This is a genomic window from Sporomusa acidovorans (genome assembly GCF_900101845.1).
In the GTDB taxonomy this organism is placed as follows: domain Bacteria; phylum Bacillota; class Negativicutes; order Sporomusales; family Sporomusaceae; genus Sporomusa; species Sporomusa acidovorans.
The window spans coordinates 319,430-334,573 of the sequence record NZ_FNAM01000001.1 but is presented as its reverse complement, the minus strand read 5'-3'; the positions used below and the strand labels follow the sequence as shown (position 1 = coordinate 334,573).

At 38.4% G+C, this 15,144-nt stretch carries 17 protein-coding genes and 1 riboswitch; of the genes, 12 read left to right on the top strand and 5 right to left on the bottom strand.

Going from position 1 to position 15,144, the window contains the following annotated elements:
- Positions 1 to 84: 84 nt before the first annotated feature.
- From lepB to BLR65_RS01765, 5 genes are all read left to right on the top strand, one after another.
- Complete coding sequence (lepB, locus tag BLR65_RS01785; protein WP_093791830.1) at positions 85 to 612, top strand: signal peptidase I; 528 nt, start codon at positions 85 to 87, stop codon at positions 610 to 612.
- 48 nt (positions 613 to 660) lie between these two features.
- On the top strand, positions 661 to 1,515 hold the full coding sequence (gene ylqF / locus BLR65_RS01780) for a ribosome biogenesis GTPase YlqF (RefSeq protein ID WP_093791828.1): 855 nt from the start codon (positions 661 to 663) through the stop codon (positions 1,513 to 1,515).
- Positions 1,516 to 1,672: 157 nt separating this feature from the next.
- Positions 1,673 to 2,485, top strand: coding sequence for a ribonuclease HII (locus BLR65_RS01775; RefSeq protein ID WP_093791826.1), 813 nt, complete (start codon positions 1,673 to 1,675; stop codon positions 2,483 to 2,485).
- A 4-nt stretch (positions 2,486 to 2,489) separates the two neighbouring features.
- Positions 2,490 to 2,774, top strand: a complete 285-nt coding sequence (locus BLR65_RS01770; protein WP_093791824.1) for an EscU/YscU/HrcU family type III secretion system export apparatus switch protein — start codon at positions 2,490 to 2,492, stop codon at positions 2,772 to 2,774.
- Between the two features lie 20 nt (positions 2,775 to 2,794).
- Positions 2,795 to 3,151 carry a YraN family protein gene (locus BLR65_RS01765; protein WP_093791822.1) on the top strand — a complete coding sequence of 119 codons (357 nt, stop codon included), beginning with the start codon at positions 2,795 to 2,797 and terminating at the stop codon, positions 3,149 to 3,151.
- A 4-nt stretch (positions 3,152 to 3,155) separates the two neighbouring features.
- On the opposite strand, the gene BLR65_RS01760 is transcribed toward BLR65_RS01765, so the two are convergent.
- Positions 3,156 to 3,695, bottom strand: a complete 540-nt coding sequence (locus BLR65_RS01760) for a hypothetical protein (protein ID WP_093791820.1) — start codon at positions 3,693 to 3,695, stop codon at positions 3,156 to 3,158.
- A gap of 835 nt (positions 3,696 to 4,530) precedes the next feature.
- Positions 4,531 to 5,289, bottom strand: a complete 759-nt coding sequence (locus tag BLR65_RS01755) for an IclR family transcriptional regulator (protein WP_093791818.1) — start codon at positions 5,287 to 5,289, stop codon at positions 4,531 to 4,533.
- 519 nt (positions 5,290 to 5,808) lie between these two features.
- On the opposite strand from BLR65_RS01755, the gene BLR65_RS01750 reads away from it, so the two are divergent.
- The 4 genes from BLR65_RS01750 to BLR65_RS01735 all read left to right on the top strand — a co-directional run bounded on the left by BLR65_RS01750 (position 5,809) and on the right by BLR65_RS01735 (position 8,478).
- Complete coding sequence (locus BLR65_RS01750; RefSeq protein ID WP_093791816.1) at positions 5,809 to 6,150, top strand: hypothetical protein; 342 nt, start codon at positions 5,809 to 5,811, stop codon at positions 6,148 to 6,150.
- 265 nt (positions 6,151 to 6,415) lie between these two features.
- Positions 6,416 to 6,823, top strand: a complete 408-nt coding sequence (locus BLR65_RS01745; RefSeq protein WP_093791814.1) for a molybdenum cofactor biosynthesis protein MoaE — start codon at positions 6,416 to 6,418, stop codon at positions 6,821 to 6,823.
- Between the two features lie 206 nt (positions 6,824 to 7,029).
- Positions 7,030 to 7,971 carry an AEC family transporter gene (locus tag BLR65_RS01740; RefSeq protein WP_093791812.1) on the top strand — a complete coding sequence of 314 codons (942 nt, stop codon included), beginning with the start codon at positions 7,030 to 7,032 and terminating at the stop codon, positions 7,969 to 7,971.
- 156 nt (positions 7,972 to 8,127) lie between these two features.
- Positions 8,128 to 8,478: a hypothetical protein gene (locus tag BLR65_RS01735; RefSeq protein ID WP_093791810.1), complete on the top strand. Its 351-nt coding sequence runs from the start codon at positions 8,128 to 8,130 to the stop codon at positions 8,476 to 8,478.
- Between the two features lie 140 nt (positions 8,479 to 8,618).
- Here BLR65_RS01735 and BLR65_RS01730 read toward each other — a convergent pair whose 3' ends face one another.
- Positions 8,619 to 9,554, bottom strand: coding sequence for an LCP family protein (locus BLR65_RS01730; RefSeq protein WP_169716857.1), 936 nt, complete (start codon positions 9,552 to 9,554; stop codon positions 8,619 to 8,621).
- Between the two features lie 340 nt (positions 9,555 to 9,894).
- Positions 9,895 to 9,979, top strand: a riboswitch (cyclic di-GMP riboswitch).
- A 178-nt stretch (positions 9,980 to 10,157) separates the two neighbouring features.
- Here BLR65_RS01730 and BLR65_RS01725 point away from each other — a divergent pair.
- From BLR65_RS01725 to BLR65_RS31670, 3 genes are all read left to right on the top strand, one after another.
- A complete protein-coding gene (locus BLR65_RS01725) occupies positions 10,158 to 11,156 on the top strand; it encodes an HD-GYP domain-containing protein (protein WP_093791806.1) in 999 nt (332 codons plus the stop codon).
- 91 nt (positions 11,157 to 11,247) lie between these two features.
- Positions 11,248 to 11,517, top strand: a complete 270-nt coding sequence (locus BLR65_RS01720) for a hypothetical protein (protein WP_093791804.1) — start codon at positions 11,248 to 11,250, stop codon at positions 11,515 to 11,517.
- An 83-nt stretch (positions 11,518 to 11,600) separates the two neighbouring features.
- The gene (locus tag BLR65_RS31670; RefSeq protein ID WP_425441007.1) at positions 11,601 to 11,942 is read left to right on the top strand and encodes an ArsR/SmtB family transcription factor; all 342 of its coding nucleotides are present in this window, start codon (positions 11,601 to 11,603) and stop codon (positions 11,940 to 11,942) included.
- 193 nt (positions 11,943 to 12,135) lie between these two features.
- On the opposite strand, the gene BLR65_RS01710 is transcribed toward BLR65_RS31670, so the two are convergent.
- Together BLR65_RS01710 and BLR65_RS01705 are read right to left on the bottom strand one after the other, a co-directional pair.
- Entirely contained in the window at positions 12,136 to 13,878 is a 1,743-nt protein-coding gene (locus BLR65_RS01710) for a B12-binding domain-containing radical SAM protein (protein ID WP_093791802.1), read from the bottom strand.
- Positions 13,859 to 15,034, bottom strand: a complete 1,176-nt coding sequence (locus BLR65_RS01705; protein ID WP_093791800.1) for a GNAT family N-acyltransferase — start codon at positions 15,032 to 15,034, stop codon at positions 13,859 to 13,861. Before BLR65_RS01705 ends, BLR65_RS01710 begins: the two co-directional genes overlap by 20 nt.
- Positions 15,035 to 15,144: the final 110 nt, after the last annotated feature.

The window sequence follows — 15,144 nt, the reverse complement described above, 5'->3', positions numbered from 1 at the left end:
TATTCAGGGACTGAGATCAGTCCCTTTTCTTCATTTCCCTAAACCTTAATAAGATACAATTCCTATTCCTGAAGGAGGAAGGCCGTGAGTACTACTAAACTGGGTGAAGAGATAAAAGACTGGGTAATATCTATTCTCATAGCCATTATTTTGGCATTCTTTATCCGGTATTTTATTGTAGAATTATATATGGTCGAGGGACCGTCCATGCGGCCGACGCTGGTAAATGGCGAACGCCTTGTGGTAAATAAATTTATTTACCGGTTTAAGGCACCAGAGAGGGGCGAGGTATTGGTATTTCGTTATCCCCGTGATCCCAGCCGTGATTTTATCAAACGAGTAATAGCCATTGCCGGGGATACTATTGAAATAAAAGATAGCAGGGTTTTTCTAAATGGGCAACTTTTAAATGAACCTTACATATTAGAGCGTACCCGTGGGTCCTATCCGGCGGTAACTGTGCCCGAAGGGCATATCTATGTAATGGGCGATAACCGTAACAATTCCGAAGACAGTCGCTTCCAAGATGTTGGTTTCGTACCGCTGGAACTAATAAAAGGTAAAGCGGTAACTGTTTTTTGGCCACTTGACCATATAAAAACATTGCCATAACTATAAACTATAATAGTATTTTTGCTTCGAGGTAAGGGGTGTGACGTAATGCACATTCATTGGTTTCCCGGCCATATGGCCAAAGCTCAGCGCATGATTCGTGAACAACTGACTTTGATTGACGTAGTTATTGAGCTTTTAGATGCACGGATTCCTCAAAGTAGTGCCAATCCCATTATTGCTGAACTTGTTGGCAGTAAATCGAAAGTGGTGGCACTCAATAAAGCCGATCTTGCTGAACCGGTACATACAACCGAATGGGTGAACTATTTTCGCGATATGGGTTTTGCGACTGTCACGTTGGATGCTGCCAGTGGTAAAGGGACAAAAGAATTAGTAATTAAGGTTGAGCAAGAAGCCCGTGAAAAAATTGCCAAGCTGACAGCTAAGGGAATAAAAGGGCGAGCAGTGCGGGCAATGATTTTGGGAATACCTAATGTAGGCAAATCTTCACTTATTAATCGCCTGTTAGGTACAGCAACAGCCAAGACAGGGGATAAGCCTGGTGTAACACGCGGGCAGCAGTGGCTAAAAGTTGGTAAGAACCTCGAATTATTAGATACCCCTGGCGTGTTGTGGCCGCGAATGGATGACCAGGAAGTGGCCTTCAAATTGGCTGTAACTGGTGCAATTAAAGATGATATATATGATATGGAAAAGGTCATTCTGCATCTTCTGGAAATACTCAATCATTATTATTCCGATCGTCTATGCGAACGATATAAATTAACTCAGAAACAATTGCCGGCAGATACAAATGAACTGTTATCGCTAATCGGTTCTAAACGGGGTTGTTTAAGGAGTGGCGGCGTAGTGGATTTTGAAAAAGTCAGGCGGATTATCCTGACTGATTTCCGTTCGGGAAAGCTTGGTCCAATAACCCTTGACAGGCTTAAGAATTAAAATTGCCGATCTTACAAACGTGCAAATGAAATATATTTTTCCTAGTAAAAAGTAAAACAGCAGGCTTTAGCTGTTTTACTTTTGTTTTGTTTCGGCAGGATTTGTTAGTATTGATCAAGAATAACATAATGCAACTGAATTTGGAGGGATTATATTCTTGAATACAGCACAAATGACAGTCGCGCAAATTACTGCACTGTTATCGCATCATGAACTATCATTACATACAATTAACATGCTTAAAGCGGATGCGCGCATTTCGGTAAAGCGCCTTGTAGACCGTTGGGAAGCACGGCGTCAGCAGAATCTGCGAGAACGTGAGCGGATAGCATCATTATATGAATATGAACGTCAATTAGCTTCTGAAGGCTATCGTTTGGTCGCTGGTGTTGATGAGGCCGGGAGGGGACCTTTAGCTGGTCCCGTAATGGTGGCTGCTGTTATTTTACCGCTGGATTGCTATTTGCCAGGCTTAAACGATTCTAAAAAGCTGACATCAGCGCAGCGTGAAAAACTGTACCATGAAATAAAGAATGTTGCTGTTGCCGTGAGCCGGAGTATTATTACTGTTGAAACAATTGATCGGGTAAATATTTATCAAGCAACCATAAAGGGTATGTATTGTGCTATTAGTGAGTTAGCACCGGCTCCGCAGGCTGTGCTTATTGATGCAGTACCATTACCTAATTTGTTTATACCATCTAAATCAATCGTTGGTGGCGATCAAGTCAGCGCATCTATTGCAGCGGCCTCAATTGTTGCCAAAGTGGAGCGGGACCACTTAATGGATGAACTTGATGGTCAATATCCGATGTATGGGTTTAAACATCATAAAGGCTACGGGACCCAAGAGCATATGGAAGCTCTTGCAAAATACGGCCCATGTCCGCATCATCGGCAGAGCTTTGCTCCGGTTAAGGCTGTTAACGTAGGTGGCTGTCTAGAAGAACGGTTTACCACCAAGGAGTGATAGGGTGTCTGATATAGAACGCGACAAATTACCTAAAGCTGTTGCAATAAAATATAATGAACACGACGGTCACGCACCGAAAGTTGTGGCAAAAGGTGCAGGTGCCGTAGCTGGCAGGATATTGCATTCTGCAAATGAGCATGGGATTCCTATCTATCAAAATAAAACGCTTACAGGTATGCTGATGGCGGTTGAACTGGACCAAGAAATACCTCCAGAACTATACCAAGCAGTGGCTGAGGTATTAGCTTATATCTACCGGTTGGATCAGCGTTTGGGTAAAAGATAGACAGAATGTGCGGAGGAGATATGAATCATATTAGAACCGGCACTGAAGGGGAACACTCTGCCGTGAAATATCTACGTAAGCGCGGGTATACAATCATTACAACTAACTATCGGGCTAAAACTGGTGAAATCGATATTATAGCCCAAGATAAAGATTACGTGGTGTTTATCGAAGTTAAGACAAGACGTTCGAGTAATTATGGGTTGCCGGCAGAAGCTGTCAATTATAAAAAACAGCAGAAAATAATAAATACGGCGTTGTGTTTTATGCATAGCCGCAAACTTACTAATTCGGCCTGTAGATTCGATATACTTGAAATATATTTAAAAAACGATACTGTTCAATATAATCATATTATCAACGCGTTTGGTAGTTAGTTAATCATTTCTGAAACAAGGGGATGCCACTAAAGTATTCTAAAAAGCCATCATCAGTATTTTTTTGATTGTAATCTGTTTTTCTGTTTTTATACTGCTTTTTAAGTTTTTTGTCATTGGTTTGGGCGTATTTTAGTACAGATGAGTACCATTTTTCAGGATCAGTTTCCGGTACAATTTGCGTCCATGAGTTTGGATCATAGGTAGTAGAGACTTTGCGTATTATTGTTCCGGACGAGTTAACATGAATTTGGTCTAAAAGCATAAATTCGCGGTTTTTTTGGCGAAATAAATAATGGTAAAGATTGTAATCACTTCTGTTTGTATCTATAGTTTTAATCCAAACGCTAAGTAATAGTTCATCGCTATAACAATCTTTTTCATACTGAAGTGTTTCTGTGTCGAATTGATCGACTGACATACCGTCGTTACGTATTTCTATAAATCTTGGTGCATTAGAAATTGGTGCTTGTGTTGCTGCATAAGCAATTCCCAAACCTAATAAAAAAATGGTTGCTAGACTTAATAGAATTTTTTTTAGCATAATATTCGTCCTCCCTGGGATTAATAATATAATTAATAAAGCATTCCGGAATAAAGAAATAACAGAGATTGTTTTTTAGTGAATTTCCAAAATGATGATTTGGAAAGCACATTCATTAGTCATAATAGCATTCATAATAAGTATAACTCTTTATAATTAATTAGTGCAACATAAACCTAGTGGTGGTAGGTTTACGTTGCACTAATTAACGTTTACGACTTTTCAAAGGCAGTGTTTAGTTTATTGGTGTATTAAACTTAAAAACTATGCTGCATTAATGAATTAACTAATAATGTTTAATCATGATATAAATTTTTGCGCCATGCCCGACATTCGAATGAACTGAGAATTTGTTAGCATAATTATCAATTGTAGATAGTCCCAAACCTGAGCCAAAACCGAGTGAACGGATATAATCGGTGGCGGTAGAATAACCTGGTTGCATTCTGAATGTTTACGGAATATTTCTCTGCATGTATGTAATAATTATTGTGTTTATTATGCAGATTAAATAATTCCTAGCATATTCTCAATTACAATAGAAACTTATTAATATCAATACCATAATATAAGACTGTGTATTATATTATGGTATTGATATTTTACCATTATCATTGTACATTTTCAATAAAGATTAAATACCTTTTTCCTTTTTTATTTACTAAGAGAAATAATACGAATTGTGGCAAAAAAATCTAAATTAGGTGCTTTACCTATCCCGCAAAAAAGAAGACAGCAAATCGACATAAGAATCGATTTTACTGTCTTCTTTTTGTTGAGCATTTAAGGGTTTCAATAGGAATTAAAGGCAACGTACATGTTTGTTGTTAGTGCCTTACATTGCTTCATAGCCAAATTTATTGGAAAGGTCTTTAGTGACCTTAATTAATTCTTCGGCAATTTGTTCACGAAATGGTTTAACCATTCTTGTTGTTGGCCCTGAGACACTGATCGCTGCTATCGCTTTTCCAGTATGATCAAATATAGGGGCAGCAACACAAGTTAAGCCAATTTCGAATTCTTCAACGTCCTCAGCATATTTAGCAAGACGGACGTTTGTTAAATAATGCGTAAGCTCGTTTTTATCACAGATGGTTTTCTTTGTAAATCTGACGAAAGATAGTTCAGCAAGGGATTGAGTAAGCTCATCATCAGGTAACCCGGAGAGAATAGCCTTGCCGACAGCTGTGGCATTAATAGGAAGACGGCCTCCGACCATTGTACTTATACGCATAGAGTGAGGGCTTTCAATCTTTTCAATATAAATTACATAATTGCCATCTCTTACGACTAAATTTACTGTTTCTTTAAATTGCGAAGCCAACCTTTCTAAATAAGGCCGGGCAATTTTTCGCATACTTATATTAACTTTAGTTCCTAGTCTAAATAATTCAGTGCCTAAGCGATATTTGCCAGAATTCAAATTTTTTTCAAGAAAATTACATCTCTCCAGAGTGGTAATGATGTTGAAGGTTGTACTTTTATGAAGGCCAACCTTGTTGCTGATTTCTGTTACTCCTAGTTCTTCCGAGTCTTCAAAACATTTCAAAATATCAATAGATCTAACTATCGACTGGATTATTGTACTATTCATTGTTTACTCCTTGCCTTGTACCATTCATGTCTTTTTTTTCACTTATATACTATCAAGTAAAATGTAAATTTGCAACTCATATACAAATATAATGAAGCAGAAAATTATAAAAGGCTATTTTTTGTTTTTTTGGGAAAAAACTATAAGAGAGATAAAATTAGTATAAGTCTAACATTAAGCGAAAAATAGCAAAAGTCAGCATTTAATGGGTAAAATATTTTTTTTAGTGTTTTGGAATATTTATTGCAATGGCTACAGAGGAATGATACAATGTTGATGTGCCATATTGAGATATATGGTATCAAATTATGATACATATTTATTGCGGTTTTTATTTTTCTCATTCCGTACTGTTTTATTCCAGATACTGTCTAGCTATTTATAATAAGGATAATAAGGAATTCCTATTGGGGTATTATGGAAGATTAATGTTGGATTATATGGCATATTCTTAATAAATTGTTAATTTGGAAGAAGGTATTTATATGAGTCTAAAAAAATTAAAAAGCAGGTGCTTGAATGAATAAGCGATTTGAAGGAGTATATTTTGGCCTTCAAAATATATTAGCAAATACACTTGGGCGCCAGGTAAAAATTTTCGATAATGATCAGGAAAATGAAAGAATTCTTGAGCAGTTTGAAATTAATAAAAATGATAATGACCGGTCACTACAGATAGCGCTTAGTTTTAACGATGCTTCCAGCCTTATTCTTAGCAGAGTTGTGGCAGCCACTATAGACTGGGGTTATGTGCAAAAACGTACTAAACCTTTGGTATGGTTGTATGAAGATAAAAAGGATTCTATTTATAAATTTCTCTTTGATGTGAAGAATACGAAAATAAGTCCTATTAGCAATTGATGTAAAAGATTACTTATGAAAATGTTTTTTCAATTTTTTGTACCGTTAAGTGATTGCCATTGTATTTGCTGTCACTTGGCGGTACTATATATTTATGGAAAAGATGTCTTTCGAGTTAAAGATAACCGTGCCATTGGCAGTAATGAAAAAAGTAGAACTTCTGTCAAATTTTTTTTATTTGGCAGGGATTCCTCTTGCTGCTAGGGAAAAATATACAAATTATTAGGCAACAAAATATATACTAATAGATGGGAGCGTGCTAGCTATGATAAATGAGAAAATAAAGAAGGTATCACCATCCATTGATGATTGGCTGAGAGAAGCTAAAGCTGATCCAGCCGCTTTACAAGAAGGCATGTTTTTGATTCATAATGGCGTTGTTCGCCAGACCCCTAAACTCCAGGTTCGCCAGGGGATTGATGACGGTTCGCTGGTAAAGGGAATGGAATTCACATATGATGCAGCAAAAGTGGATGCAGCAATTGCTGAAACCTATAAAATGAAGGGCATTTTCTATGTAAAGGTTTGGCTGAATGAAGGCCAGCTTACCCTAGGCGATGATATAATGTATGTTTTGATTGGCGGCGATATCAGGCCGAATGTTATTGATGCCTTACAATTTTTGGTTGGTAAGATCAAAAATGAATGTGTTACGGAAATCGAACAAAAATAGTAATTTAACTGTAAGTTATCTCAATACTGTCAGCCTTCATTAGCAATTGGTAAATTTGCGTATTCAGTGTCACACTATAAAGTCTTATGCCATAATAGCCCAATTACCGGGAACTTGAAATTTTGGAGGCATGGTTTTAGGCTAATCGCTCCAACAATAAGGACTGATGGACAGTTAATTTAGCATTTTTTATAAAGGAGCGGTTTATGGATTACTTTTATCTTGTACTTACACAATTGGAAATTTTCACGATAATAATTTTGCTGGGGATTTTTGCAATAAAAACAAAGGCCTTAAATGAATTTTATCTGGGTGATTTATCAAAGCTGATTATGCGGTTAATTCTTCCAGTTATGATTTTTCATAAATCAGTTAATGGAGCGACCCGTGCCGATATGCTTTTTTGTTTTTCAGAGGTTGTTTTGTCTACAGTTTTTATGTATGGAGTGCTTTTGGCTGCAGGTTTTATACTTAAGCGAGCATTTTCTTTAACTGGAAATTACGCACGGGTTTTTCATGCTTCAACAATGTTTGGTAATGTAGGCTTTATCGGGATTCCATTGATTCTAGGCATTCTGCCGGAACGTGGAATGCTTTATATGGCGATTTTTACCGTTATTGATCAGATAATGCTTTGGTCTATCGGTTTCTATCTGACTGTGCCGGAGAAAAAACTGGAACACGGCTCTTTAACGGCTAATCTTAAGAATATAGTAAACCCTGCAATGCTGAGTATTCTTTTGGCCATTCTGTTTATTTTAATGGAATGGAAATTACCTGTTACATTAAATAAAGCCCTTGGATTTGTTGGCGATACGACAACCCCATTATCGTTGATTTACATCGGCGGTACCTTTTGTTTTTGTAATCCCAGAAGATTTTTAACAAAAACAGAATATTATGCAATTGTTGTTGTAAAAATGGTAGCTATTCCGCTGTTTATATTTTCAACACTGCGATTTTTTCATGTCCAACCAGAAATTATTACGTTTATTACAACACTTGCAGGAATGCCAAGTATGGCAGCAATTGCAATGTTTGCTCGGACGAATGATTCGGACGAAGACTGTGCGGTTGGCGCTATCATGATTACAACAGTTCTTTGCTTAGTTACATTGCCATTGGTTGCTTATCTTACGAGCTGTTAGCTTGGAAAGAATTATTTGTGACTGAGCACTTTCTTCTACTAAGGACAAATAACGATTCTGCTGCAATTTAAATCGTCATAATTGATTAATATTGAGGCTACGGCGTTCTTCAGACTGAAGATAAGATAGAACCTATTTGGTAAAGGAGTTTTTTTTATGCAAATGAAAGTAAAAAATTACATGAAGTATCTTATTTTTATTTTTGCTGCATTATTAGGGAGTAGTTTAGGTTCTTTATCTAGGTATATTGAAACAATTAATAATGTAATTGGTATTTACGGTCTAGCAAGTATTATTGTAATTTTAGGTTTTTTTGCATATGTGATAAGGTGCAGGTTTCGTTTAAGTTATGGAATTCTTGAAACTACGTTTGGTTTAGCTTTTGTTGGGGACACACTTTCTTTATGGGAAACAAGAAGTTTTGAATTCTATGATACATTTTCTATGGTGGTTGGATTATTCATAATAGCTTGTGGCCTTGATAATATGGGCAAGGGACTCGCCTAAAAGTAATGCAGATGTGCATTAGCTTGCCAATAAGCTTTAGAGCCGTTACTGTATTTGTTTTTAGAAATCTCAGTATAGTGTCGGTTATCACTTAAAAAGACTAAGCACAAAACAAAACGTGCTTAGTCTTTTTATATCAGTTATTGATTTGTAAATTTACTATTTACGATTTTTTGTAATTCTGCCATATCCGGAAGCCAATAACTGAGTTCGTCAATAGTTGCAAAATCTCCTGGTACCATTTGACAGTAAAGAAAATCAGCCTTCATATCCTTGAGTAAATTAGCAATCTTAGCCATCGTATACATGTTCATGTCTGTTTGTATATATTGACCGATGGTTGTTATTAATGCAGGCAGTTTTAGGATTGTACCTGCTTGTAGCATTTGGCTTGAAAGGGCCTTTAGAAAGTTTTCTTGGCGTTGAACGCGGCCGATATCACCGAGTTCATCATGGCGATATCGTACATATTCGCCGCTTTGCTTTCCGTTTAGATGCTGATAACCCTTATTAAGGTGAATACTCAGATTTTCATAAGGATCGTCGTAGTTCATATCATTCTCAACGTTAAGATTTACGCCTCCTAATATGTCAACAACTCTAATAAAAGCCTTCCAGTCAATTGTGATATAATAATTAATCGGAATATGAAAATTTTCTTCTACCGTACGTACCGCAAGACTAGGACCACCGTAAAAAAATGCATGTGTTATTTTGTCAAAACCAGGCCGTCCAGGAATATTAACTTTCGAATCTCGCGGAATTGACAAAATATTAACGGTTTTATCAGCGGGATTAAGGCTTGCTACCATCATAGTATCAGAACGCCTTGGACTCCCTGGATTATCCGGATCACCATCATCCAAACCGAATAGCAAGATGTTAATGCGGTTTTTTTCTGCGGGCTCATTTATGGTTACGAGAGGAACAGGTAAAGAAGGCTGCTTGCTTTCTGTAGCCGGGACCTGGACTTTGCTAACGAAGGCATAAGCTGCGATACCGCCTACGGTGATAATAACGGTAGTTAAACTAATTATAATAAACAGTATTTTTTTCCACATGATTTTAGAAATCATACGCATTTCCTCCTTGCGCGGTAATAAAAAAGAGCCTGTTTGATCTTTGATAACAGGACTCTTCGAATTATGCTATCCGTAAGCAATATACCAAATCATTTTAACAAAGTTTATAAAAATATTCAACAAACTAAATTTGGAACTAGATTTGGAAGATTTAGATATACCGGTTCCCACAAAGAAGGAGACTTTAATTTAATTACAACACCAATGATAGGGAACAACAGAGAATAGTTAGGCTTTTAGGACATTAAGCATCAAAGTGTAGTACTTTGGTCCTATTTTGTTAAGACAAAAGTCTTGACTATTGATGTAAATCATTGTAATATAAGGAAAAAGTTAATATTTTTGGCAAACTTATCGAAAGATAAGGACGCAAAGCCATGGGTCTAAAGATTTTTTTCTATGATTGCCAGGTTGCTGATATATGGACAAAAAAACCAGGCAACCTGCCTGGTTTTTTTGTTATCAAAATAAGCGGATTAAATTATTTAAATAGTTATCATTGCAGTCTGGATAAAATAAAGGTGGTACGGTGTTGAGAAAAGAGCTTTTTTCATTATTACTGAGTCATCAGTCAGTTGCACTGGTGGATTTTTATTTATGAACGTTGAAATTACGGCATTTATTGCTGATGTAATTAATAATCGGCAAAATTATGGCTGGATTGTAATTGATGCTGATTTTATCATACACTATGTAAATAATGCTTTTTGCCGTTGGGTTGAAAATCAGAAATATAATATACTCGGACATTCCCTTTCTGATGCCTTTTATCAAGGAAAGAAACCTTTTTATCGAGGAAAAGACCTTTCTTATCAAGGAAAACATAATTTTCCGCTGATAGAAACTTTAGAAGTCAATAAAGAATTAGCCAGAGTAGAATGTTATATACCAATATTCGTTAAAGATAATTGGTGTTTAGTTAATACCTATCTAAAACGGGATCAATCAGGGAAGCCGCAATATGTGGCGGCGTGTTATACGCCAATTAACCACTATAAGGCATTTGAAGAAGCACTCGAACATATAGGTGTCGATATTATTAGATCATTTGCCAAGGCTATAGACGCTAGAGATACGTATACCGGAAAGCATAGTGAGCATGTGGCGAATTTAATGATGGAGTTTGCGGAATTTCTAGGATTACCTCGAACACAAGTAAATTTAGCATATTTATCGGGGGTTGTTCATGATATCGGTAAAATTGGAGTACCAGAGGATGTTTTAAACAAACCAGCCAAGTTATCGAAAGAAGAGTTTACCTTTATTAGGCGCCATCCTGATATTGGTGCCAATATTCTTGCTGAAATAAGTGGATTTGAAAAGATTGCCGAAGCAGTTCGCTATCATCACGAAAGATATGATGGTATGGGCTATCCGGAAGGAGTAAGGGGTGAGGATATACCAAAATTTAGCCGAATGTTAGCATTATGCGATTCCTATGATGCGATGACTTCGGTACGGTGCTATCGAAAACCATTTACTATAAATCAAGCGTTAGAGGAGATTAAGAGAGGTGCAGGGCTACAGTTTGATCCTGTGCTTAGTAAAAAATTTATTGACTTATTTCAAAAAGATCTATTCGGAGTAAATAAGTAATCATCCTACTACAAGGAAGACCATATCCGTATTAGAATTCATTATATGAATACAATAGATAACCGAACTAACTACCAAGGAGGAAGCTTTTTTGTCACCAATAAAAAAAGTAGCAATATTTCTTGTAATGATTGGCAAACTAAGAGCACAGGGAATTATTATGTTAATGGATAATGACGAAATCAGAGTTGTTGTTGCAGAAATTCGAAAGCTTAAAGAGATTTCTCATGAAATACAAAATAGTATCTGGACCGAATTTAAAGAACTAGGCTACGAAGACCAGATGAAGTCGTCGGAAATACTAACTATTATTCGATTCTTATTTGATGGCAGAAAAATTAGTGAAACGGGGAGATATTGAAAATAGAATGTTCTTTTGAGAATTAAATTTATTCTCCTTTATATTTTGCAGCATTAATGCACGCCAAAAAACAATGAATTTAGATTTGCGCTAAGGATTGCATTTTCACTAGGCAATCATATAATGATAGTAATCATATTCCAATATGGGAATATAAGAATGTAATAGGTATTCGGGTAGGTGTCTATGAATTACGTCAGGTTTTAAAAGCGCTTGCAGATTCTAATCGCATAGCGATTATGTGCTGTCTTCAAAGCGGCAAGAAATGTGTCTGCGAAATTGAGCAGATTTTATCTGTTTCACAGTCTGCCACATCAAAACACTTAAACAGGTTGAGAATGGTGGGACTGATTGAGGCGGAAAAAACAGCACAGTGGGTCTACTATAGTATCCAGATAGCGTATACAAGGATTATCCATTCCTAGAAAAACTGATTGCAGGCGCTGGTAACTCTATTATTGGTAATGGCGAAAAAAATCCTCACCTCTTGTCAAATCAAGGGGTGAGGATTTATCCTTTTTGATGTTCTTAGAGGCAAACTATGAAGGCAGCCTTAATTGGCCAACTGGTTTATAATCTTGTGCTACATGAGAAGTTTATGTGTATGATGATAAATCGTTAGATTATATGGAGTTTACTATTTGCCATGCGACGGCCTTGAGCATTGATTTTTTCTATTACTTCTCTCATGTAGCGATTACTCCCGGACATGATGTCTTGTAAGGATTCGTTTTTGAATTGCAGCAAATCAGCTTTGGTGGTGTAGCCGGTGGCTTCTGTCATCATCAGACATTCATCGGAAATATCTGTTGGAATGCCCATAGCCGTAATCGCGCTTCTTAACCTACCTGTTTCTTTAATGAGTTCCGGCGTGGTTTTACCCTGCAAGGCAAAACCCAGGTTACCCCATAACTCAACCGGCTTATAAGTTGAATACTCGTATTGCATCAGATTGTAGACAAAATCCGGAGCAATAGAAAAGCCGAATGCAACCGCGTTATTCATCCAGTTGGTTTCAGGAAAGACTGCCGGTGGATTGACAATTACCGTGTCCGGCACTGTCGCTTGAATTAGACGTATATTTTCTTCAAACACGTCCTGTAAAGTAACACCGTCAACCACAGGAGTGGGGTAAATTAAGGACAACCCAATCCGGCAGCTTTTGCCTACGGCTGTGGCGGCAAGCCTTATGCAGTTGATGGTGTCCACAAGCTCTTTCTGATGAATACCTTTATTCATGACCTTTTCATTGATTAGGTCATGACCCGTTTCCCCCCCCATAAATACGGCTCGCAGTCCGGATTGTATCAGCAGGCAATAAGCATCGTAAACTTCAGGGGTCACTTTAACCCCCCGGACAAACATTGAGTAATTAACCGTAAGTCCTTTTTCGAGAATCGCTTGGGCAATATTCCTGCCATGTTCGACAGGCGTCTCTGAACTGCTGAAGCGAAAAAAGCCAATACCCTGCCGGCTCATTAATTCGAATTCTTTCACTATTTCCTGTACAGGGCGTGGTTGGTAGAAGGCCTGCCTGGTATGAGAACAAAAGTTGCATTTATTCCAGGTGCAGCCAACACCGTCGACTAAGGTATGAAATAGCAGCTTGTCCGCTAAATCTACTGTTCTATAGCGGGGGATAATATGCTGATACCGCTGTTCCTGCTGTGTGGCTGCGGCCTCCCCGCACTGGAAAATTCCTGATTTAACCAAGCGTGATTGACTAATTTCCGCATGAAACCTGTGGAGAAATTCGCTTTTGCTGTTGACCTGCCGGTCTAAAACAATCATTTCTTCCAGTATTTCTTCACCAGGACCCATGATCGCCACATCAAAATCAGTATCATGCAAGACGTGTTCCCCGTATACTTTTATCTGTGGTCCGCCGGCGATGATAATCACTTCGGGGCAGGCGGACTTAACTTTGGCGGCAAGCAGTTTGCTCCATTTAAAGGCATCGCCGTACCAAACCTTGATTCCTAATAGATGGATATTGTTATCACGCACGGTTTGGCTGATGTCGTCAATCTTGCCGTTCAAATACTGGTTTCTGTAATGCATGGACAGAGCCTGGATGGGCCAGCCAATCAACATGAGGATAAGCCAGAAAAACCTCACCTTCAGGCGATAGGCTTTCATTTGCAGCCGGACGATAAGCTGCAAAAGTTTCAAGCACCACTGGGGCACACCTGCTTCTGTAGCAGAAATCCTTTGCTCGTCAATAATTTCTGCCCGGAAATCCTTGTCTTCCAAGTAGGTGCGCAGAGTCGCCAGGCTATTTTCCAACGCCGCATCTGAGGCGATGCGTTGACGCGGCGCCATACTGTTAACCAGCAATATATCAAGCTTGCTTTGCATCATTAGCCCTCCCTGTATTTGTTATATGCGGCAGATTGTTTAGTACCTGATGGGCAATAGCCGGATAGCGGCGCTGGAACTTGGGAAAACAAATACGCGACAACACCAGTATGTCTGTCATCGTAGTCGCCATAATATCCTGGGTGTGGATGGTGTGGTCGACCAGACCGACAGCGCCGAAATGCTGGCCAGGATGAATTCTATTGGCAGATGGCCCGGCATTGGTTATTTGCAGCTCGCCTGAAAGCAAAATGTTAAGCTCGTTGCTGGGGTCGCCGCTGGTTGTAATACGGTCGCCAGCATAGCACTGGGCAACCAGGCCGCATTCGTGCAAGAATCTCATTGCTTCAGTCTCAGACAGTCCTTGGAGTATCGGCATAACTTTTTCCGGCGAGTTTCCTAAACGCGCAGACAGGACTTTCCACAATTCTTCTTCTGTGATTAATCGACTGTTTATTACATTGATGGCTTCAGGGAATTCCTTAAAAAACCAGTCGACAACTTGTTTATTTAATCCTTGTCTTTTGCGTGCTAGACGGTAAAATGGGGAGTGCAGTTTTTTCATATACTCGATATCATCAACAAGCCAAACGATCGGCGTAATTAATCCGTATCCTGGGTCTGCAAAACTCCTGCCAAAACGCCGGACTCCTACCTCTTCATATAAACGGAGCAAATACATGTTGCAGCCACCAAAGCTAAATTGCACCCGATGTTCACAATATAGTTCATATCCTTTCGCTATAAGTAGGTATAAAACTTGGGAATTACGGTAATTTGGCGCCACCGCAACCTTTGTGCTAAGCGCAAATTTACGATCTTTCTTTCCTTCATAGAACTTCTGAAACCGATCTAAAGAGAGTAGGTGGATTAAGTCTGGCGGGAATTCTTCTATCTCTCCAATGCTAACCCTGCCAGCGCCAACGATCTGCGATCCGGCTTTGACGTAGACTAGATAGCTCCAATCATCCATTTCATCATAGAGCAATCCCCCTTGTTTTTCCGTTGATTTCAACTTTCGTGACATTTCTTCCACATAGACCTGGTAGCGAAAAGCATAGATTTCTTGCTTTTCTGCAGCCGTTTTGGCTAGCCCCACGATAAAATTTTTTTCCAACTCTTCTTTGTAAGTTTCCGTTGCCTGTAAGCCTTTAATCATTGTTTCTTCACTCCTTTGATTTCTTTGATAGCGGCAGTACACAAACTAGGTCTTCATACTACGCACCTCCCTCTGACGAAAGATACGTGAAATTGACACATGATTCCTAC